The 21442-nt window shown below is 35.2% G+C and carries 19 protein-coding genes; 15 read left to right on the forward strand and 4 right to left on the reverse strand.

Annotation, left to right across the window (positions count from 1 at the left end):
• Positions 1-23: 23 nt before the first annotated feature.
• The 5 genes from B3P23_RS00165 to B3P23_RS00185 all read left to right on the forward strand — a co-directional run bounded on the left by B3P23_RS00165 (position 24) and on the right by B3P23_RS00185 (position 4637).
• Positions 24-1235 carry a putative sugar nucleotidyl transferase gene (locus B3P23_RS00165; RefSeq protein ID WP_293923492.1) on the forward strand — a complete coding sequence of 404 codons (1212 nt, stop codon included), beginning with the start codon at positions 24-26 and terminating at the stop codon, positions 1233-1235.
• A 6-nt stretch (positions 1236-1241) separates the two neighbouring features.
• Positions 1242-2009, forward strand: coding sequence for a triose-phosphate isomerase (gene tpiA / locus B3P23_RS00170; protein WP_045753228.1), 768 nt, complete (start codon positions 1242-1244; stop codon positions 2007-2009).
• 9 nt (positions 2010-2018) lie between these two features.
• Positions 2019-2858 carry a 50S ribosomal protein L11 methyltransferase gene (prmA, locus tag B3P23_RS00175; RefSeq protein ID WP_293923496.1) on the forward strand — a complete coding sequence of 280 codons (840 nt, stop codon included), beginning with the start codon at positions 2019-2021 and terminating at the stop codon, positions 2856-2858.
• A gap of 4 nt (positions 2859-2862) precedes the next feature.
• Entirely contained in the window at positions 2863-4233 is a 1371-nt protein-coding gene (locus tag B3P23_RS00180; protein ID WP_094772836.1) for a Mur ligase family protein, read from the forward strand.
• A gap of 74 nt (positions 4234-4307) precedes the next feature.
• Positions 4308-4637: a helix-turn-helix domain-containing protein gene (locus B3P23_RS00185; protein WP_045753225.1), complete on the forward strand. Its 330-nt coding sequence runs from the start codon at positions 4308-4310 to the stop codon at positions 4635-4637.
• Between the two features lie 118 nt (positions 4638-4755).
• Here B3P23_RS00185 and B3P23_RS00190 read toward each other — a convergent pair whose 3' ends face one another.
• The 3 genes from B3P23_RS00190 to B3P23_RS00200 all read right to left on the reverse strand — a co-directional run bounded on the left by B3P23_RS00190 (position 4756) and on the right by B3P23_RS00200 (position 6772).
• Positions 4756-4929: a hypothetical protein gene (locus B3P23_RS00190; RefSeq protein ID WP_153197523.1), complete on the reverse strand. Its 174-nt coding sequence runs from the start codon at positions 4927-4929 to the stop codon at positions 4756-4758.
• Positions 4930-5083: 154 nt separating this feature from the next.
• On the reverse strand, positions 5084-5644 hold the full coding sequence (scpB, locus tag B3P23_RS00195) for an SMC-Scp complex subunit ScpB (RefSeq protein ID WP_045753224.1): 561 nt from the start codon (positions 5642-5644) through the stop codon (positions 5084-5086).
• Between the two features lie 3 nt (positions 5645-5647).
• Complete coding sequence (locus tag B3P23_RS00200) at positions 5648-6772, reverse strand: CofH family radical SAM protein (protein WP_045753223.1); 1125 nt, start codon at positions 6770-6772, stop codon at positions 5648-5650.
• A 260-nt stretch (positions 6773-7032) separates the two neighbouring features.
• Between B3P23_RS00200 and B3P23_RS00205 the strand changes: the two genes are divergently transcribed.
• From B3P23_RS00205 to B3P23_RS00240, 8 genes are all read left to right on the forward strand, one after another.
• A complete protein-coding gene (locus tag B3P23_RS00205; protein WP_293923501.1) occupies positions 7033-8349 on the forward strand; it encodes a D-alanyl-D-alanine carboxypeptidase in 1317 nt (438 codons plus the stop codon).
• A gap of 51 nt (positions 8350-8400) precedes the next feature.
• Positions 8401-9699 (forward strand): MFS transporter, encoded by a 1299-nt coding sequence (locus tag B3P23_RS00210; protein WP_293923503.1) that lies wholly within the window; start codon positions 8401-8403, stop codon positions 9697-9699.
• 23 nt (positions 9700-9722) lie between these two features.
• Positions 9723-10451, forward strand: coding sequence for a (Fe-S)-binding protein (locus B3P23_RS00215; RefSeq protein ID WP_045753220.1), 729 nt, complete (start codon positions 9723-9725; stop codon positions 10449-10451).
• A 26-nt stretch (positions 10452-10477) separates the two neighbouring features.
• A complete protein-coding gene (locus B3P23_RS00220) occupies positions 10478-11365 on the forward strand; it encodes a sugar phosphate isomerase/epimerase family protein (RefSeq protein WP_045753219.1) in 888 nt (295 codons plus the stop codon).
• 339 nt (positions 11366-11704) lie between these two features.
• Complete coding sequence (locus tag B3P23_RS00225) at positions 11705-13288, forward strand: peptide MFS transporter (RefSeq protein WP_084405294.1); 1584 nt, start codon at positions 11705-11707, stop codon at positions 13286-13288.
• Positions 13289-13348: 60 nt separating this feature from the next.
• Positions 13349-14941 carry a peptide MFS transporter gene (locus tag B3P23_RS00230; RefSeq protein WP_045753218.1) on the forward strand — a complete coding sequence of 531 codons (1593 nt, stop codon included), beginning with the start codon at positions 13349-13351 and terminating at the stop codon, positions 14939-14941.
• Between the two features lie 182 nt (positions 14942-15123).
• A complete protein-coding gene (locus B3P23_RS00235; RefSeq protein ID WP_045753217.1) occupies positions 15124-16890 on the forward strand; it encodes a peptide MFS transporter in 1767 nt (588 codons plus the stop codon).
• 51 nt (positions 16891-16941) lie between these two features.
• Entirely contained in the window at positions 16942-18474 is a 1533-nt protein-coding gene (locus B3P23_RS00240; RefSeq protein ID WP_045753216.1) for a peptide MFS transporter, read from the forward strand.
• 58 nt (positions 18475-18532) lie between these two features.
• Here B3P23_RS00240 and B3P23_RS00245 read toward each other — a convergent pair whose 3' ends face one another.
• The gene (locus B3P23_RS00245) at positions 18533-19534 is read right to left on the reverse strand and encodes an acyl-ACP desaturase (protein ID WP_045753215.1); all 1002 of its coding nucleotides are present in this window, start codon (positions 19532-19534) and stop codon (positions 18533-18535) included.
• Positions 19535-19720: 186 nt separating this feature from the next.
• On the opposite strand from B3P23_RS00245, the gene B3P23_RS00250 reads away from it, so the two are divergent.
• Entirely contained in the window at positions 19721-20959 is a 1239-nt protein-coding gene (locus B3P23_RS00250) for a cysteine desulfurase (RefSeq protein WP_260946542.1), read from the forward strand.
• A 15-nt stretch (positions 20960-20974) separates the two neighbouring features.
• On the forward strand, positions 20975-21394 hold the full coding sequence (locus tag B3P23_RS00255; RefSeq protein WP_045753214.1) for a SufE family protein: 420 nt from the start codon (positions 20975-20977) through the stop codon (positions 21392-21394).
• Positions 21395-21442 lie beyond the last annotated feature (48 nt).

Genomic DNA, 21442 nt, shown 5'->3' on the forward strand with positions numbered 1-21442 from the left:
GTTATTTTTATAGGGTGATAGTTGTGTTATTTGATCAATCGACGCAGTCAAGTTATCTGCAATGTTTTAATGGATTGGGGAATCTATTTAACCCCGATTCTTTATGGCCATTTACGAGTCTCAAATCTACTGCTTTGCTTCGTGTGGGCATATTACCATTGTTTGAAAAATGGGCACATGCCTTAGATGCTGTAGTCTTATACGATTCTCAGGCAAGTGAGGTGTCCCTTGATGAACAAATCGCTTCATGGTCACATGAAGGTCAGGAACTCTTCTTCGTTTCTGTAAATGTTATCCCTACCGAATCCTTTGTTGAAAAATTAATTTCTTTGGCAAAAGGACAATATTTACGATCCGATAATAACTTATTTGCATTTAGAGCTGATTTTGATCAACCCTTTAATGCCAGTATGGAAAAAGTCTTTTTTGGTCAGGATTGTATACATCTACAATTTATTGAGGATTTATATTTAAACATCGGATCTGAAATCATACGTGAATTTGGAATCTTAACGCATGACAGACGCTCAGAATTTTATTCAAATACAAATATAGTTTTTGGGGATCAATTATTTGTTGGTCAGTCAGTGGAGATGGAATGCGTTACTTTGAATACAAAGACGGGTCCGATTTATATAGATGATGGTGCCATTATTATGGAAGGAGCTAATTTAAGAGGCCCTTTATATATAGGTAAAAATGCCGTTGTAAAAATGGGAACTACCATTTATAGCAATGTTTCCATTGGCGACTATGCTGTGGTGGGAGGGGAAATCTCGAACTCGAGTATAGGAGATTTCAGTGCTAAAGGGCATTATGGATATCTAGGTTGCTCAGTTGTCGGCGACTGGTGTAATTTGGGTGCTGGAACAACAAATTCGAATCTCAAAAACAACCTATCTTCAATCAAACTATATGATTACAGGTCTGATTCATTGCGTGATACCGGATTGATGAAGTGTGGCTTATTTATGGGAGATTTTACTCGTACGGGTATTCAATCCATGTTTAATACAGGTACTGTTGTTGGTCTGGGGTGTATGTTGTCGATAACCGGTTTTTATCCTAAATTTGTATCATCATTTACGTGGTTATATAACGAAGGGAACGAGACTTATCAACTTCAAAAGTTTATTTCTGATTTAGAAGTTGTATTTTTATCAAAAAATAGAAAATTAGACAAGAAGCTAATTGAAAAAATTATAGAAATTAATCAATCAAAATTTAAAAACTAAAGTATTATGCGTAAGAAAATTGTAGCAGGGAATTGGAAAATGAATTTGGATTACCAAGATGGGGTGAGTTTATTCTCTGAGGTAGTGAATATGGCTAAAGATGAGATCGTTGGTGATCAGCAAGTAGTGGTTTGTAGCCCATTTATTCATTTACATAGTATTGCGCAATTAGCAAAAACAGCATCACATGTTGTTGTTGGTGCTCAAAACATTCATCAGGCTGAATCAGGAGCGTACACAGGCGAAATTTCTGCAAGCCAAATTAAATCTATTGGTGTTGAATATGTCATCTTAGGGCATTCAGAACGTAGAGCTTATTTCGGAGAGACAAATGCGTTATTAAGTGAAAAAGTGGATGCTGCATTAAAGCATGGTCTATTGCCTATTTTCTGTATTGGTGAAACAAAAGAAGAAAGAGAATCAGGTAAGTTTTTTGACGTAATAAAAACACAACTGGAAGAGGCTGTATTTCATTTATCAAAAGAAGAGTTTTCAAAGGTTGTATTAGCTTATGAACCGGTATGGGCTATTGGTACTGGATTGACCGCTTCTCCAGAACAAGCTCAAGAAGTACATGCTTTTATTCGTGCTACTGTAGCAGCGCAATATGATCAATCTGTAGCAGATGAAACGAGTATTTTATATGGAGGTAGTTGTAATCCTAAGAATGCAGGTGAATTATTTGCACAAGCTGATATTGATGGTGGATTGATCGGTGGTGCATCTCTGAAGTCACGAGATTTCTTAGATATTGTAAAAGTTTTTAATAAGTAAGAATCTATTATGAAATATAGTGAGGTAATATTTACGAGAAAAGTAGGGGAAGAGTGGCAACAGGATCTGTTTATTGCCGAACTAGCTGATATAGGTTTCGATACTTTTGAACATACGAAATCGGGGTTTGCAGCTTTTATTCCAACTGCAAACCTTGATCTTCAAGCTTTGGAAACTGTTTTATTTCAACAAGATGGTTTTGAAGTTGAGTATGAGGTGGTAGATATTGAAGATCAAAATTGGAACAAACTGTGGGAAAGTAATTTTAGTCCAATTTTGATAGATGATCAGTGTTATGTAAGAGCAACTTTTCATGAAGCTAAACCTGATATTTCATATGAGATCGTAATAGATCCTAAAATGTCTTTCGGGACTGGTCATCACCAGACTACAACCATGATGCTTCGTTATATTTTGGAAAATGATTTTCAAGGTAAGGAAGTGTTAGATATGGGGTGTGGAACAGGAATATTGGCGATTTTAGCCGCCCAAAAAGGTGCAAAACAATTACTTGCAGTGGATTTTGATGATGTCTGTGTAGATAGCGTCGAAGAGAATAAGCTCTTGAATAATATTACGAATATCGAATCGAAATTAGGATCTTATGAAACCATCGTCGATCGTCATTTTGATACCATTTTAGCTAATATTAATCGTAATATATTGATGGAACAATTTCCACAATACAGTAAATCTCTGCGACCAAATGGAGAATTATATATTAGTGGTTTTTTTGAAGGAGAAGATTTATCAATTTTAAAACAACGTGCAGAATCACTTGGATTGGAGTTTGTTTCTAATCAGGTGTTAGACAATTGGTGCTCGGCAAAATTCGTGAAAGTAAATTAATCATATGCGCATACATTTTATTGCGATAGGTGGAAGTATCATGCATAACCTTGCTATCTCTTTAGAGCGGCAGGGCCATCAGATTTCTGGATCTGATGATCAAATTGTAGAGCCTTCTCGGAGCCATCTAATTGATGCGGGATTACTTCCAGAACAATTGGGGTGGTTTGAGGAAAAGATTACGGATGATATTGATGCCGTTATTTTAGGAGCTCACGCACTTATTAATAATCCTGAATTAATAAAAGCTCAGGAATTAGGTCTTAAAATTTATTCTTTTCCTGAATTTATCCAAGAACTTTCTCAAGATAAAACACGCGTGGTCATTGCTGGTAGTTATGGTAAAACGACTATCATGAGTATGGTCATGCATGTTCTGAAAAATCTCAATAGACCTTTCGATTATTTAGTTGGAGCACAGCTTGAAGGTTTTGATAACTTGATTGAGATAACAAAAACAAATAAAATCATCTTAATAGAGGGCGATGAAAATGTAGCTTCTAGTTTGAGCAGTAAGTCCAAGTTTATGTTTTACAAACCCAATATTGCCTTGATTAGCGGTATTAATTGGAATGAGTATAGCACTACAATAACTTTTGATAATTATCTAAAGCAATTTGAAGACTTTATCAACACCATAGAGGCCAAAGGAACCTTGATCTATAACAAGGAAGATAAATACCTGCAGAAGATTATTGCTGAGACTAAATCATGTAAAATCAACCGACACGGATATCAAATTCCTGAATATGCTATTAATAAGGGTATAACTTCTATAAAATCAACCAAAGGGGACGTTCCTTTGCAAATTTTTGGTAAGCATAATCTTTCTAATATCGCTGGCGCTTATACGGTATGTGAATGGCTGGGGATAAAAAAGGAAGATTTCTTTGAAACAATAAAAACATTTAAAAGCTCCATTCGATATTTGGAATTTGTATCTAGTTTTGAAGGTTCTGTGGTATATCAGGATTTTGCTCATACGCCTAAAAAATTGAAGGCAAGTATTCATGCGATTAAGGAACAATTTCCAAGTCAGAAGCTGGTTGCAATAATTGAATTAAATGCATACGATAGTTTAGATGAAAGCTTTGTGAATCAATATAAGGACACCATGAATGAAGCTGATCTTCCCGTTGTGTTTGTTAATATGGAGTCAATAAAGGAAGTTAATAAGTGTACTACTCATCTTTTGGAAGATATTCGAAGTGCTTTTAACCGGTCGGATTTGGATATTGTGACGAACTTAGGAGACCTATACAAGTTCCTTGAGAATTTTAAATCAAAAGGCAATAATTTATTGCTAATGAGCTCGGGCAATTACAGTGGGGTTAATTTAACAGAGTTAGCGGATCATTTTTTTAAGAATTATTAATAAAATTGCGTTAATACTTTGATTAAAGAATTTTTTATTTTATATTTGTTTTGTAAATAAAAAATATCTACCAAATGAATGCATTAGGAAAAAAAATTAGATTATTGAGACACCAAAAAGGGTGGAGTCAAGAAGATGTTGCAAAGAGATTAGATATCTCCATTCCAGCTTTTTCAAAAATTGAAACGGGAATTACAGATGTAAATTTATCTCGTTTAAATCAGATTTCAAAATTATTTAATTTGTCAGTAGTTCAACTTTTATCAACTTCAGATATGGAAGAGGATAAAGAAGCTGTAAATGAATTGGCAGAATTAACTAAAAAATTGCAAGTACGTGAAACCGAAGTGATCGAATTGCAAAAGAAAGTAATTGATCTTTACGAGCAATTACACAAGAAATAGATTTTATTCAATTTTGGGAATGAATAAAAGAAAGGCTTGCAGATTATCTGCAAGCCTTTTTACTTTCTTCTGATTGACAACTTAAGTTGTTTTCTATAGATAGCGTGATTTATTTAGATTAAAAGTCGTCTTCGTCCCCGAAATCGTCAAATCCACCAATAGGATCAATGTCTTCTAAATTAAAGTCATCTTCTAAGATGTCATCAGAATCATCATCAGGTCCATTGAATGAACCAAATTTCTCTTCATCTACTGCATGCATAGATTCACTTTTCATCATTGCCGTGTTCATAAAATTATACTTTATTTTTGCTTATTTAATATTGTAAAATTATATAACAAAATTCGAAGTTTAAACTTTTTTTGAAAAAAAATAATTGACGTAAAATATTGATTATTAGTGAAATTCGATAATTTGTTAATGATGAAAAAAATGAGTATTGAAACTATTCAGCCACCTCTCCGATTTCATTTTCAACAGTCACAATATCTTTTAATTGCGGCAGATCTCGAACTCCATTGATGCCAAAATGATTCATGAATTGCGAGCTTGTACTATACAAGAGTGGTTTTCCGATTGAATCCGCTTTTCCAGCAATTTGAATTAATTTTTTCTCTAAGAGTCGTTGAACGGAATAATCACAACTAACACCTCTAATTTGCTCTATTTCCAGCTTTGTAATAGGTTGTCTATAAGCTATGATTGCCAGTGTTTCTAACGCAGCTTGGCTTAATTTCTTCTTATCACGATGAAGCTGTAACTGATTGATCGTTTCATGATAAGCGGATTTTGTCAAAAACTGAAAAGTATTATTAATAATTTTCAATTCCAATACTTCGTCTTCGCTTTGATGTTTACTGCTTATCTTATCAATAAAAGTTTGCAGCTCTTCTTTAGAAATTTCAATGGCTAATGCCTCTTGTAGAACATGTTTAATATCCTGTAGACCAACACCATCTTCTGAGGCATATATAATGGCCTCTATATTACGAATAATATCTTTCACGGATTAATAATTGATTACTTGTTCAACCATATGTTCAGGAAGTTCACGGAATTCGTAGCGCTGTGTTCTCAGTTGAGGTTCAAATCCGGCCTCTTGTATTGCCTTCTGAATAGAATTTGCTGTAAATCGATGTGGAGCACCTGCAGCCGAAACAACATTCTCCTCAATCATGATCGATCCAAAATCGTTGGCACCAGCGTGTAAGCATAACTGAGCAGTTCTTTTTCCTACAGTCAACCACGAGGCTTGAATATTTTTGATATTTGGAAGCATAATTCTACTTAAAGCGATCATACGAATATATTCTTCGCCAGTGACATCATTAGTAATGCCTCTTAACCTTTTTAATAAGGTGCCATCATCTTGAAATGGCCAAGGAATAAATGCTACAAAACCAAAGTGTCCCTCAGGTTTTTCAGCCTGTACCTCCCTGATCCACACCAGATGTTCAAAACGCTCTTCAATCGTTTCGATATGACCAAACATCATCGTTGCTGAAGTTGGTAGATCAATTTGATGAGCAGCACGCATCACATCTAACCATTCTTTACCACCACATTTACCTTTAGATATAAGACGTCTAACACGGTCATTTAAGATTTCAGCTCCTGCTCCAGGTAGTGAGTCTAAACCCGCTTCTTTTAGCGCCTTAAGCACCTCTATATGTGACATGTTTTCTAATTTAGCAACATGCGCAATTTCTGGTGGACCTAAAGAATGTAACTTTAATGTCGGATATAATTCTTTTAATTGTTTAAATAGATCAGCATAAAATGTTAATCCTAGGTCGGGATGGTGCCCCCCTTGTAACAATAATTGATCTCCGCCATACATAAAGGTCTCTTCAATCTTTTGCTTATAGGTTTCGATATCCGTAATGTAACTCTCATCATGACCAGGTCTACGAAAGAAATTACAAAATTTACAGTTTGCAATACAAACATTTGTTGTATTTACATTACGGTCTATTTGCCAAGTAACCTTACCATGAGGTACTTGTATTTTACGTAACTCATTTGCAACATAGCTTAAATCAGCTGTGGCTGCATGATGATATAAATATATACCTTCATCTTTGGTTAAAAACTCAAATCTTAAGGCTCTTTCTAATAAATTGCTTACATCCATTAAGAACAAATATAAGCACCTTTTGCTTTATATTTATTGATTGACTGTAAGTTTTCATCAATACTAATTTGAAGGCTTTAAAACCGGCGGATCTCTTTTTTGTTGGTTATGGCATCACGATGTCGTCATCTTTAGATCATTAATTTATGATCATTACGTGTTATAGTTATCAAAATATAGATTGCAGCAGACTTCAACTCTTTTTTTGATTAAGAGATGTTAAATCAATTTTATATATCAATTTTCGTAGTTTTACGCTGATGAAATTTTTAAAGAAGATACTTTTTTTTCTAGCTGTAGGTACATATAGTTTTAGTTCTTTTGCCCAACAGTATAATGACGTTTATACTAAACTACAGCAATCCCCAATACTTAACGATCACTTTTTTGGATTTTCCTTGTACGATTTGGATAGTAATCGATTTGTTGTCGATATCAATGGGCACAAGCATTTTACACCAGCTTCCAATACAAAGGTGTTCACACTTTATGCCGCTTTAGAGTTATTGGGTGATTCTATTCCAGGATTGCAATATGTAGAAAAAGGTGACTCTCTTTTATTTTGGGGAACAGGTGATCCGACATTTTTACATAGTAAAATGGACTCTCACATCGTTTATAATTTTCTAAAGAAAACAGATAAAAAACTATTCTATGTTCCAAGTCCGATGCGAAATCGATTTTTTGCTGCTGGGTGGTCTATGGATGATTTCGATGCATATTATCAACCTGAAATTGCCGTTTTACCTATTTATGGAAACGTGGTTACCTTTCGAGCGACCGGAAATAATAAAATGAGTATCGTTCCAGCTTATTTTCAAGATAAGCAAGCCATACAACCCATGCTTGACAAAGGTCAATTTGCATTGAGTCGATCATTTACTGAAAATGAATTTTTACAATCTCGAGAAAATATTCCTGCCAATTATGTGAATGAAATCCCATTTAAATACTCGGATGATCTGGCTATTAAATTATTGTCTGATACACTAAATAAAAAAATACAAATCATTGATTATAATAAGCCCATAGATGTAAAAACATTATATTCTAATGCTACAAATTATGTTTTACGTGAAATGATGTTACCAAGTGATAACTATCTAGCAGAACAAATTCTAATGATGGCATCGCTACAGAACTTTAAAAAATTTGACACCTATTTAGTTCGAAATTGGATGCAGGATAATTACTATAAATATTATTCTGATGAGAATGTTCTCCATGATGGATCAGGATTATCATCCTACAATAAAATAAGCCCCCAAAGCATGGTCGATGTTTTAGTTGCTATAAAGAATAAAATTCCAGATGAAACGAAAAGATTTAAACTATTTTCTGCTGGCGGTGTTGATGGTACATTGAAAAGAGCTTATAGTAAAGATCTGGGTGTTCCTTTTATATTTGCAAAAACAGGTACGATCACTTCCGTATATTGTCAAAGTGGTTACTTAATCACAAGATCAGGTAAAAGACTCGCGTTTTCTTTTCTGAATAACAATTTTATTGATGAAAAAGGGAGTAATATTAGAAAGGAAATGGTTAATATCATGACTTATATCAGGCAAAATTATTAATATTTCAGTTTATATGGGTTAATCATTATTTTTATCAACTAAACCTCAAGTATGTCTGTCATTCAAAAAAATAATAAAAAATTAATTCGCTCATGGGCGATGTTTGATTGGGCTAATTCAGCCTATAACTTGGTTATAACCTCGACTATTTTTCCTGTTTATTATACCACAATTACGAATACAAAAGAGCATGGTGACGTCGTACGTTTCTTTGGTGCTGAGTTTGTCAATACGGCCCTATCAAACTTTGCTTTGGCGGTTGCTTACTTGGTCATGGCATTGACGCTGCCTTTTATTTCGTCCTATGCTGATGCCAACGGAAAGAAGAAACAAATTATGAAATTTTTTACTACAGCGGGAGCAATCGCTTGTATGGGACTGTTTTTCTTTAAGTTAGAAACGTTAGAAATCGGTATTATCTGTTTTGTAATAGCTGCTATGGGTTATATTGGCGGTGTTCTCTTTAACAATTCATATTTACCTCTTATTGCGTCTGTTGATCAGCAAGATAAAGTGAGTGCGCAAGGTTTTTCATATGGTTATGTCGGATGTGTGACGTTGCAGATTTTGTGTTTTATTGTTGTCCTGAAACCCGAATGGTTTGGCATATCGGACACATCTTTGCCCGCAAGGATTTCATTTTTAATGGTTGGACTCTGGTGGTTAGGGTTTTCACTTATTCCATTTAAATATCTTCCTAATATTCCTGCAACAAGAAAAGGAGAAGGCTTATCATTAGTTGAAAAAGTAAAAGCTGAAATTAGTTCTGTTTGGGGACATATTCAACAAATTCCAGAAATAAAAAAGTTTTTACCTGCATTTTTCTTTTATAGTATCGGTGTGCAGACTTTGATGATCGTAGCATCTGCTTTCGGGGAGAAAGTGCTACATTTGGGAGCTACTAAATTAATAGGAACCATTCTCTTAATTCAACTTGTTGCGATAGCCGGAGCATTCATTATGTCTGCTATTTCTGCTCGTATTGGAAATGTTAAAGTATTAATGTTAGTCGTTGTGATTTGGATCAGTATCTGTATTTCAGCTTATTTTCTCACAACAGAGATTCAGTTTTACATATTAGCGGCCTTAGTTGGTTTGGTTATGGGGGGCATTCAATCACTTTCCAGATCGACATTTTCAAAGTTAATTCCTGAAGATATACAAGATACGACCGCATTTTTCTCCTTTTATGACGTGACGGAAAAAATAGCCATTGTTGTAGGATTATTTTCATTCGCGATGATAGAACAAATCACACACAATATCAGATATTCGGCATTATCCTTATCTTTATTTTTTATAATTGGATTGTTACTATTAATTCGTCTATTGCGATATAATAAATCCTAAATTTAAATTTAAGAATATACGATATGAAAGTTGAACTTTTTGTTCCTTGTTTTATTGATCAGTTGTATCCGGAAACGGCTTTTAATACCATACGATTGTTAGAGAAAGCAGGATGTGAAGTTACGTATAATGCTGAGCAAACGTGTTGTGGTCAACCAGCTTATAATGCTGGTTTTTGGGATGAAGCAACGATAGTTGGGCAAAAGTTTTTAAAGGATTTTAGTGCAGATCATTATATAGTTTCTCCATCGGCATCATGTACGGGTATGGTCAAACATAGTTATAATGATTTGTTCACGGGCTCCATTGAGCAATCGCACTGTCGATCGATCCAAAAAAATATATTTGAAATTTCTGATTTTTTAGTCAATGTAGTAAAGAAAGATTATTTTGGAGCAGAATTGGAAGGAATCGGAGTTTATCATGATGCATGCTCAGCATTGCGCGAATGTAAAATCAAAGAGGAGCCCAGGCGCCTATTGAGTAAAGTACTTGGCTTAGAAATGGTGGAAGTTAAGGATAGTGAAGTTTGCTGTGGCTTTGGAGGTACATTTGCTGTTAAATTTGAAGGTATATCGTCTGCGATGGCAGAGCAAAAAGTGAGAAATGCTCTTGATATGCGTGCAGATTATATCATTTCGACAGATGCCTCCTGTTTGTTACAGTTACAAGCCTATATCGACCAATATAAATTGCCGATCAGAACTATTCATTTGGTAGATGTACTAACAACTGGCTGGGGTAATATTTAAAAGAACTTAAACTAAATACTAAAATTATGAATTCAAGAAGAGATTTTCTCAAAAATTTGGGTTTAACTGCTGCAGGAGTAGCGTTAATGCCGAGCTTAGATTTGCTCGCTGCTCCGAAGAACTGGTTTGATATTTCACTGGCCGAATGGTCATTGCACAAAACCCTTTTTAAGGGGGATCTAAAAAATATTGATTTCCCAGAGCTAGCAGCTAAAAAATTTGGAATTTATGGCGTAGAATATGTAAATGCCTTTTTCAAAGATAAAGCGAAAGACATGACTTATTTGAAAGATCTAAATAATCGCGCGAAAGATAATGGAGTTCGCAATGTATTGATTATGATCGATGGTGAAGGCAATCTAGGAGATGAAGACGCAACCAAACGTAAACAAGCTGTAGAAAATCATTACAAATGGATTGATGCGGCTCACTTTTTAGGTTGTCACGCTGTACGTGTAAATGCTGCTGGTAAAGGAACTCCTGAGGAAGTGAAAAAGGCGGTGGTTGACAGTCTTTCAACATTAGCCGATTACGGTAAAAAATCAAAGATCAGTGTTATCGTTGAAAACCATGGTGGGATCTCATCTCATGGTGATTGGTTGGCAGATACTTTAAAAACTGTCGGTAAGAAAAATTGTGGAAGTTTACCAGATTTAGGTAATTTTTATGAGTACGATCGTTATCAGGGAGTAGCAGATTTAATGCCGTACGCCAAAGGAGTGAGTGCTAAAACACATGATTTTGATGCTAATGGTAATGAGACTCAAATCGATTATGCACGAATGCTTAAAATAGTAAAAGATGCTAAATTTAAAGGTTACATCGGTATTGAATACGAAGGAAGTAAGCTTAGTGAAGAAGAAGGTATTTTTGCAACAAAAAAATTATTGGAGCGTTTGCGTCCTACAATTTAATTATGATATGGTAATTGTGGTATGAAATTTTACCATCAATATCTATATATTAAAAGGGGGAGATCTATTATTGATTTTCCCTTTTTTTGTGATCGTTATTTTCTCCTAGTACCCATTAGACTTGTTAGAAATTCAAAGATGAAAATCGTTGTCTAAAGATCTACCATTTCGTATAAGTTGGGGTTGAACGATTATCAATCGAAATATCCACAGATCTTACATGTGGTAAACGAATAGCGAAATTTAAGCCAATAAAATACTAATTTAATTCAGCAACTGAATTAAATTAGTATTTTGCAGCACCTTTAGAAACAATCAATAAAAAAACAAACCATACCTATGAATCAATTAAAAGATGAAGCCCTTGTTTCACATTTGGAGCAACTGCAAGTCGATAATATTTTAGTAAAAGGACATCCTGCTGGTCTATTTGTCTTATTTTTTACTGAGATGTGGGAGCGTTTCAGCTATTACGGCATGCGTGCCTTACTAACAATTTTTCTGATAAGTGAAATTGCACATGGAGGATGGGGGTGGAGTAATGAAGAGGCGATGAAGTTGTATGGACTTTATACGGGTTTTGTATTTTTAACACCGCTGCTTGGAGGAGTAATTGCAGACCGTCTGTTGGGTTATAAAAAAGCCATTCTAATTGGTGCGGTAACTATGACTGCTGGCCACGCTGCTATGGCCTTGGAAGGAATTCATACTCATTTTTTCTTTCTTGGATTGATTTTGATGATTTTGGGCAATGGTATGTTTAAACCCAATATTGCCTCCATGGTTGGAAAGCTCTATCCAGATTCCAGTAGTAAGAAAGATGCCGGTTATACCATTTTTTATATGGGTATTAATGGCGGAGCGTTTTTAGGAATGATGCTTTGTGGATATATCGGAGAAAAGGTGGGTTGGCATTTTGGATTTGGTTTAGCAGGTATATTTATGTTCTTGGGCATGTTGCAATTTTTCTTCGCTCAAAAAATATTTGGCATTATCGGTGATACTCCACAGTCGACTAAAGAGAAGGAAATAAAAGAAGTAAAGGATAAGAGTGAGGTAACAACACCAGCACATGTTACTCGCGACAGATTAATCGTGATCGGTATTTTCATGTTTGCAAGCATCATCTTTCACTTGGCTTTTGAACAGGCTGGAGGTTCGATGACTATTTTTGCAAAGAATTATACACAACGTATTTTAGAAGGCCAAACTGCAGTCCTTTTTAAGTGGGTCGATGCAGCTTTGACTGTTTTTCCAATTCTTGTTGTATCGGCAGTTTTGTTTGCGTTAGCAAAAAAAATCTGGTTTAAGTATCCCCTTATTGTCATCTGCTCAGGACTGTCATTCGCGATCATCTGGGTGCTTTGCGGTTGGAAATTATATCGAGAATTTAATTCTCTAAGTTCCGAAGTCACTGTATCTTGGTTTCCTATGTTGAATTCATTTTTTATCATCACTTTAGCAACTTCTTTTAGTCGGATTTGGGAAAAGGTATGGAATCCTTCAGGTCCCATTAAGCTAGCATTGGGTTTGGCAATTGTTGGTTTAAGTTTTGCCGCATTATCCTATGGAAGTTTAGCTATACCTCCGGGAGCAAAAACAGCATCTGTTAGTATGATTTGGCTGGTACTGGCTTATTTTTTACAGACCGTTGGGGAACTTTGTTTATCACCCGTTGGGCTATCTTATGTCAGTAAATTATCCCCTCAAAAAGTAATAGGACTTCTATTTGGCATCTGGTATTGTGGAAATGCCATCGCCAATTTTATAGGAGGTTTTATAGGCTCTTACATAGATAATATTACAGCAACACACTCGATGTCTTATTTCTTTGGGATGTTTACCGTTGTTTCTTTTATATTTGCTATTATTTTAGTTTTGTGTAGTTCGGGTATCAAGAAAATGATGCACGGAATTCATTAATTCGATATCTTTTTATTATTTTGCTAAAATTATAACTTAGAGAACCCTATTATTAAATATATGTATCAAGAAAGAGATGAAGCTCTTGTTATCCATTTGAAAAAACAAGGTGTGGATGATAAGATGGTAATTGGACATCCTGCGGGATTATTTGTCCTATTTTTTACCGAAATGTGGGAAAGGTTTAGTTATTATGGCATGCGTGCTTTATTAACACTTTTCTTAATCAGTTCCCTTGCTGATAAAGGATGGGGCTGGAGTAATGAAGAGGCAATGAAACTATATGGTCTTTATACGGGACTGGTTTATTTAACCCCGTTGATAGGTGGTATGATTGCCGATAAATTGACCGGATTTAAAAAAGCCATTTTAATTGGAGCGCTAATCATGACAATGGGGCATCTATCTATGGCTTTCGAGGGAATAAACGCAAATTTCTTTTACGTAGGTCTTGGTTTAATGATTCTCGGTAATGGAATGTTTAAACCCAATATTTCTTCGATGGTTGGTAATCTTTACCCCGATGCAAGTTCTAAGAAGGATGCTGGTTATACCATATTTTACATGGGTATCAATGCCGGTTCATTTTTAGGTATGCTTTTATGTGGATATATCGGAGAGAAAGTAGGTTGGCACTATGGTTTTGGATTAGCAGGTGTTTTCATGTTCTTTGGTATGTTGCAGTTTTATTTTGCTCAAAAGATTTTCGGTGTTATTGGAGAATCTCCAAAAGCGACTAAAGCTTTCCATGATGAAAAAATCAAAAATCATGAAGAGGAACCCGAAGAGGTGATTCCTGCTAATGTGGTCAGAGATCGTTTGATTGTGATTGCTGTTTTGATGATCGCAAGTATTGTTTTCTTTTTAGCATTTGAGCAAGCAGGAGGATCGATGTCTATTTTTGCTAAAGACTATACGCAACGTGTCCTTTCAGGAAATACAGCTACTACTTTCAAATGGATCGATACGATCTTGACCATTGCTCCAATGGTTATTGTGAGTATTGTGTTGCTAACGCTAGCAAAGAAAATCTATAAACAATATCCATTAACGATTATCTTCACAGGAGTTTCATTTATTGTTATTTGGTGTTTAGGTCTATGGAAAGTTTTTAGGGAGTTTGGAGCAACAGAAACAGAAGTAGCTGCTTCTTGGTTCCAGATCTTGAATGCGTTTTTTATTATTTCATTGGCTAATTCTTTTAGTAAATTTTGGGAAAAAATATGGAATCCTTCAGGGCCGGTGAAATTTGCCTTAGGACTTCTTCTTGTCGGTGTTGGTTTTGCTGCATTAGCTTATGGTGCAAGTGAAATTCCGCAGGGAGCTAAGACTGCAACCGTGAGTATGGTTTGGTTAATTATAGCTTATTTCTTTCATTCTACAGGAGAGTTATGCTTATCACCAGTTGGACTATCTTATGTAAGTAAACTATCCCCTAAGAAATTATTAGGTTTGTTATTTGGATTTTGGTTCTGTGCATCAGCTATTGCTAATTTTATTGGTGGATATTTAGGATCCTATATTGATAAAATTACAGCTGAACATTCTATGTCATACTTCTTTATGATTTTTGCCATAGTTCCAGCGGCAACAGCTTTATTATTACTTATTTTAAATCCAGTATTAAAGAAAATGATGCACGGTATAAATTAATCCCATGCTCATTATATATTATTTTAAGAGACGTTTCATTTGAAACGTCTCTTTTTGTTTCAAAAATGAGCTCTTATAATAGAGATAATACAATTATTCAGTAAAAAATGCGATTGTTTTTTGTTTCTTTGTAGACTATTATTAAAATTTTCAATACGCTTAATTAGATTTAAATTATAGATATGGGTCAAGCATCTAAGGCTTCATTTTCAGAAGGGACTACTTCTGATTTTTATAAATCAAATGTTCTAGGACAACGGTCAGGGTTATTTGTCCTCTTCTTTACCGAGATGTGGGAACGTTTTTCGTTCTACGGCATGCGGGTATTACTTATCCAATTTTTAACTGCTACCGTCATACAAGGCGGATGGGCTTGGAGCGCAGAACAAGCTGGAGCGTTGTATGGTACATACGCGATGATGCTTTACCTAACACCAATATTAGGAGGTATTATTGCTGATAAATATATTGGATCGCGAAAGGCCGTTATTATTGGTTCTATCATCATGACGATTGGTCACGCTGCTATGGCTTTTGATACGCAGGTCATGTTCTTTATTGGTTTAGCATGTTTAGTTATCGGTACAGGCTTTTTTAAACCCAATATGCCGTCAATTTTAGGAGAAATGTATAAAGACTTACCAGAAAAGAAAGATGGCGCTTACACGATCTTTTATATGGGAGTCAATGCAGGTGCATTCTTTGGCATGATGTTATGTGGTTATGTTGCAGAAACACAGGGTTGGCACTGGGGTTTTGGTTTAGCAGGTATTTTTATGCTTTTAGGTACATTGCAGTTTGTATTTGCAAAACCGTTGATGGGCAATTTAGGTGTCTTAGACCAGTCTAAAGAAATGAATAAGGAAGATCAATTATTAGCTGATGCAGATAAGAGAAATCCATTTACTACTCTAGATTATATTTTAATTGCTATTATATCGGTCGTTGGTTTCCTTTATGCTTTTAATGATCCTTTGTCCAAAAATGGCATTATTGATATGTTTAGTGCACTGGATCTGCCATTTTTGAGAGGTCAATATCTGATGATCATTCTTGCTCTGATTCTTTTTATCTATCTGATATCATCGCGTATTAAAAGATACGATAAAATCGTGCGTGATCGCATGATCGCAGTTGTTTTCTTAGCATTCTTTTTGATCTTCTTCTTTATGAGCTTTGAGCAGGGAGCAACATCTCTGGTACTTGTTGCACGTGATAATATAGATCGGAGTTTATCTGGTGGTGCGCTTCAAATTTTTAATATTTTGAATGCCTTGTTGACTGTTGTTCCTTTAGCACTGATATCTTGGGTATTGGTGAAATTGGCAAAAGCTACCTGGAGCAAAATTGCTTTATCAAATATCATCCTTATTATTTGTTTTGTTTTGATATGGGGAGCAGCAATCTGGATGCTGAAAAATGAGTTTTCAAAAGAAGTCTCTGAGATTAAGGTCTCCTGGTTTTCAACATTGAATTCATTCTTTATTATAGCACTGGCTTCTACGGTTTCTAAATTATGGGAATCAAAATACAATCCTTCTGCAGCGATGAAATATGGCTATGGATTGATATTAGTAGCTATTGGTTACTTCATTATTGGATTGGGATCTTGGGGAATAGCAGAAGGAGTTAAAATATCTATGGTTTTTCTAGTATTAACCTATTTGTTTCATACGTTAGGAGAGTTATTCATTTCACCAGTTGGTCTTTCTTATGTTTCGAAACTCGTTCCAGCGCGGATGTTAGCATTTATGTTCGGAATCTGGTATTTAGCCATAGCGATTGCGCAAAAAGTTGCCGCAGTTTTAGGTGGGCAAGTGGAAACCATTCAACAGGAGTATTCGTTAAGTCATTTCTTCTTTTTGTTTACTGCTATTCCAGCAGCAGCAGGTTTATTGGTAATGATACTCAATCCCATCATTAAAAAATTAATGCCTGGTATTAAATAATAAAATGTGATAAAGCTTCCTTTTTAGGAAGCTTTTTTAATAATAATCGAAATGTCAAAACAGGGACAACAAACATTAGAACAGGTTCAACAATTTAAAGGAAAGTATCCAAAGCAGATTTGGAGTTTATTTTTCTCCGAAATGTGGGAACGTTTTTGCTTCTACGGAATGCGTGGAATGCTAGTTTTCTTTATGATCACTCAGCTTAATTTTGCAGAAAAGGAAGCAAATTTACAGTACGGTGCCACACAAGCATTTGTATATGCATTTACATTTATCGGTGGATTATTTGCTGATAAGATCTTAGGATTTAGGAAGTCCCTTTTCTGGGGTGGGACTTTGATGATTGTTGGTAGTGCCTTATTAGCAACAGATCCTCATCAATTTTTCTTTTTTGGACTAGCCTTTATCATTATTGGTACTGGTTTCTTCAAACCTAATATTTCGACGATGGTCGGCGAACTATATCGATCTGATGATAATCGCCGTGATGCAGGATTCTCCTTATTTTATGCAGGTATCAATTTAGGAGCATTCCTCGGAGGTTATATCTGTGTAGCTATTGGAAAAGGATATATGTTAGCTTCCGTTATTGATGAAGCGCATCGTTGGAATGTAGCCTTTGGTTTAGCAGCTGTTGGTATGCTTATTAGTCTTATCAATTTTCATTTTACTAAGTTTCACTTGGGACCTATTGGTTTGAAACCCGGTCATCCAGATGCGATTGTTAAAGTCAAGGAATTGCCAAAATGGGCTGAATATGCGGTATATATAGGTACCTTATTATTAATTCCACTGGTACAGGTTATGGTTTCTAAAACGGAATATACGGATATATTTATGTATCTGATCGGTCCATTGACACTAATCTACCTATTTTATGAAATGACAAAATTGAATAAGGTAGAAAGAAACAAATTGATTGCAGCTTTAGTTTTCATCTTGTTTTCTATCATTTTTTGGGGTATTTACGAACAAAGTGGTGGTTCATTAAGTATTTTTGCCGCAAAGAATCTGAACGATTCCATATTAGGAGGTCTATTTCATTTAGATCCAAATGGTGTAAACAACTCTGGAGGAGCATTTTTTATTATTATTTTAGCGCCAATTTTTGGTCTTTTATGGATTTGGCTATCGAAAAGAAAAATGGAACCCAATACCATTATTAAATTTGGATTAGGATTTATATTTCTTGGGCTAGGTTATTATGTGCTATTTGGAACCAAGTTTTTTGCACAGGATGGTATTGCCTCTTTAGATGTATTCACCTTAGCACTTTTGGTGATCACTGTGGGAGAGTTATGTTTATCACCAATTGGTCTATCTATTATGACGAAGCTATCTCCTGCGAAGCTGCAGGGCATTATGATGGGGATGTGGTTTTTGGCCAGTGCTTACGGACAGTATGTTGCAGGTTTAATCGGTGCAAGCATGGCAGAAGCTCGAGAAGGAGATTCTTTAGCAGATAAATTGATCACTTATACAGATAGCTACAAACAATTGGGTGTCTATTCGTTGATTGCAGGGATTGTTTTAATTGCTTTATCGCCAATCGTGAAGAAACTGATGAGCGGAGTGAAATAATCCTCTACTGATAATTTTTTGATAAAAAAAAGCTCGATACTTAATATCGAGCTTTTTTTTATTTCTGATCGTAGATCCATTTAAATTTATATTCTTTTTCTGGGATTTTCATTCTATCTGCCAGTCGTAATAAACGATCAGGAAGTCTCATTAAATAATCCCGTGCTTTTTCTCCTTTTTCGTTTAAGCCGCTCACTTGATCTATTTTCCAATCTGCATTAAGCTCTTTTAAAATGTCAACATAATCAATCGCAGTATAGATATTAAGACGTTGAGCCGCATCAGAGAAGTGTGCAAATGCTTCGCCTTGTGGTTCTCCAGATTCTCTTAAAAATTGAGCTGGCATTACAATTTTCTTGCGCATCATGTCTTCAAAAGCAATCATCACCTCACTCGGATCAACGACCAACGCATGAGATACAAAAGACATATATGCTTTAGCATGACGTGCTTCATCTGCAGCAATTACACCGCACATCTTTGCTAATAACTTATCCCCATTTTTCTTAGATAGCCCAGCTACACGTCTATGAGAAACGTTGGTTGCTAATTCTTGAAAAGAAGTGTAGATAAAGTTACGATAAGGATCGGCACCTGTACCAATGTCAAAACCATCTTTTATTAAATACTGGGTTGATATCTCGAATTGACGCATGTCAATTCTTCCTGATAAATAAAGATACTTATTTAAAAGGTCTCCATGACGATTTTCTTCTGCAGTCCAAGCACGTACCCATCTCATCCAACCACCTTGTTCATTTTTCTCCACATCTTCTACCATGGTTAACCAGGATTCATAGGTCGGTAATGCTTCTTCTGTAATGGTGTCACCAACTAAAACAGCAACCAAATCATAGGGAAGTTCTCTCGCACTCTCTTGCAAATCTCTAATTTCATCAAAAAATGTATCTCTAGAAGCATCCGGTAGAAAATCTGCTGGTTGCCACATTTCGTCTACAGGCTTTAAATACTCGCTCATCTCATTCAGCATGAACGGTTCCAAGTAGCTCATCACTTCTTTTCTTGAGCCTTCGGGTAAATTTAGAGGTAATTCTTGCATATCAATACAAAGATAATTAAATAGCTTCAATAAAAATTGTATAAAAAGAAAGATTTATACATTTATATTGTAAAAAAAACAGCAATCTATCTCGATGGATAGGTAAGGATTAAATACTAATCTATATTTAAAAAGTAGATAATGAAGACATTTTTATGCTAAAATACTCTTAACTTTGTTCATATCATGGAACAAAAACAATTGAAAGATTTCGATATAGATAAAGTTCGGGCAGATTTTCCCATTTTAAAAAGGGAGGTCAATGGAAAGCCTTTAGTTTATTTGGATAATGGAGCGACTACTCAAAAATCGCAATCTGTTATTGATGCAATTACACACTATTATTCAGATATGAATAGTAATGTACATAGAGGTGTTCATTATTTAAGTCAAATTTCTACAGATGCTTTTGAAGTGACCAGAAGGAGTATTCAGGCTTTTATTAATGCCAAGCATGAGCATGAAATCATTATCACTACAGGTACTACGCATAGTATTAATATTATTGCTACTTGTTTTGGTAAAGTAAATATTGCTGCTGGAGATGAAATCATTATTTCTGCCATGGAGCATCATTCTAATATTGTTCCTTGGCAGATGCTATGCGAAGATAAAGGAGCTCTATTGAAAGTGATTCCTATGAATGATGCTGGCGAGCTGGATATCGAGGCCTATAAAAAACTTTTTTCAGAAAAAACCAAAATTGCTTCTTTTACTTATGTTTCAAATTCTCTCGGAACAATCAACCCTGTAAAGGAAATGATCGCAATAGCACATGAACATCATGTTCCTGTTTTATTAGATGCGGCTCAAGCAATCCAGCATGTAAAAATTGATGTTCAAGATTTAGATGTTGATTTTCTTGCTTTCTCTGGACATAAGATGTATGGACCGACTGGTATAGGCGTGTTATACGGTAAAGAAGATGCTTTAAATGCAATTCCGCCATATCAAGGTGGAGGAGATATGATTAAAGAAGTTACATTTGAAAAAACAACTTATAATGAATTACCATTTAAGTTTGAGGCTGGAACTCCCAATATCGAAGCAGGTATATGTTTAAATGCTGCTATTGAATATATTAACGCTATTGGGATCGACGAGATTGCTGCTTATGAGGAGGAGTTATTATCTTACGCACAAGAGCAATTGGAAACTGTACCGGGAATTCGTTTTATTGGTACTGCAGCACATAAAAGTTCGGTTATTTCTTTCCTGATAGATGGTACTCACCCTTATGATGTGGGTGTGATCTTGGATAAATTGGGTATTGCAGTACGTACAGGTCACCATTGTGCGCAACCTGTAATGGATCGGTTTGAAATTCCAGGTACGATTCGTGCTTCTTTTGCATTTTATAATACAAAAGAAGAAGTAGATGCTTTAGTTGCTGGTCTAAAAAGAGCAGCTAATATGTTAGTTTAAAAAATATAAATAGTCATGACTATTAACGAAATACAAGATGAATTAATTGATGATTTTTCTTTTTTTACCGATTGGATGGAAAAATATGAATATATCATTCAATTGGGGAAAGAGGTTCCATTAATCAGCGAAGAACATAAAAAAGATGATTACATCATCAAAGGATGCCAATCAAAAGTGTGGCTTTTTCCCGAAGTAAAAGATGGAAAAGTGTATTTCACTGCCGATAGTGATGCTATCATTACAAAAGGACTGGTGAGTTTGATGGTAAAGGTGCTATCTGGTCATACAGCAAAAGAAATTGTGGATGCTGATTTATACTTTATTGATCAGATAGGTCTAAATGAACACCTTTCACCCACTCGTGCTAATGGATTGCTATCGATGGTGAAACAAATGAAATTGTACGCTTTGGCTTTACAGGCGAGGGGATAAAAATATCTTTGAACATTAACGATTGAATACATAAAAAAATCCCGATGT

The organism is Sphingobacterium sp. UBA6320 (genome assembly GCF_002440335.1).
GTDB lineage: Bacteria > Bacteroidota > Bacteroidia > Sphingobacteriales > Sphingobacteriaceae > Sphingobacterium.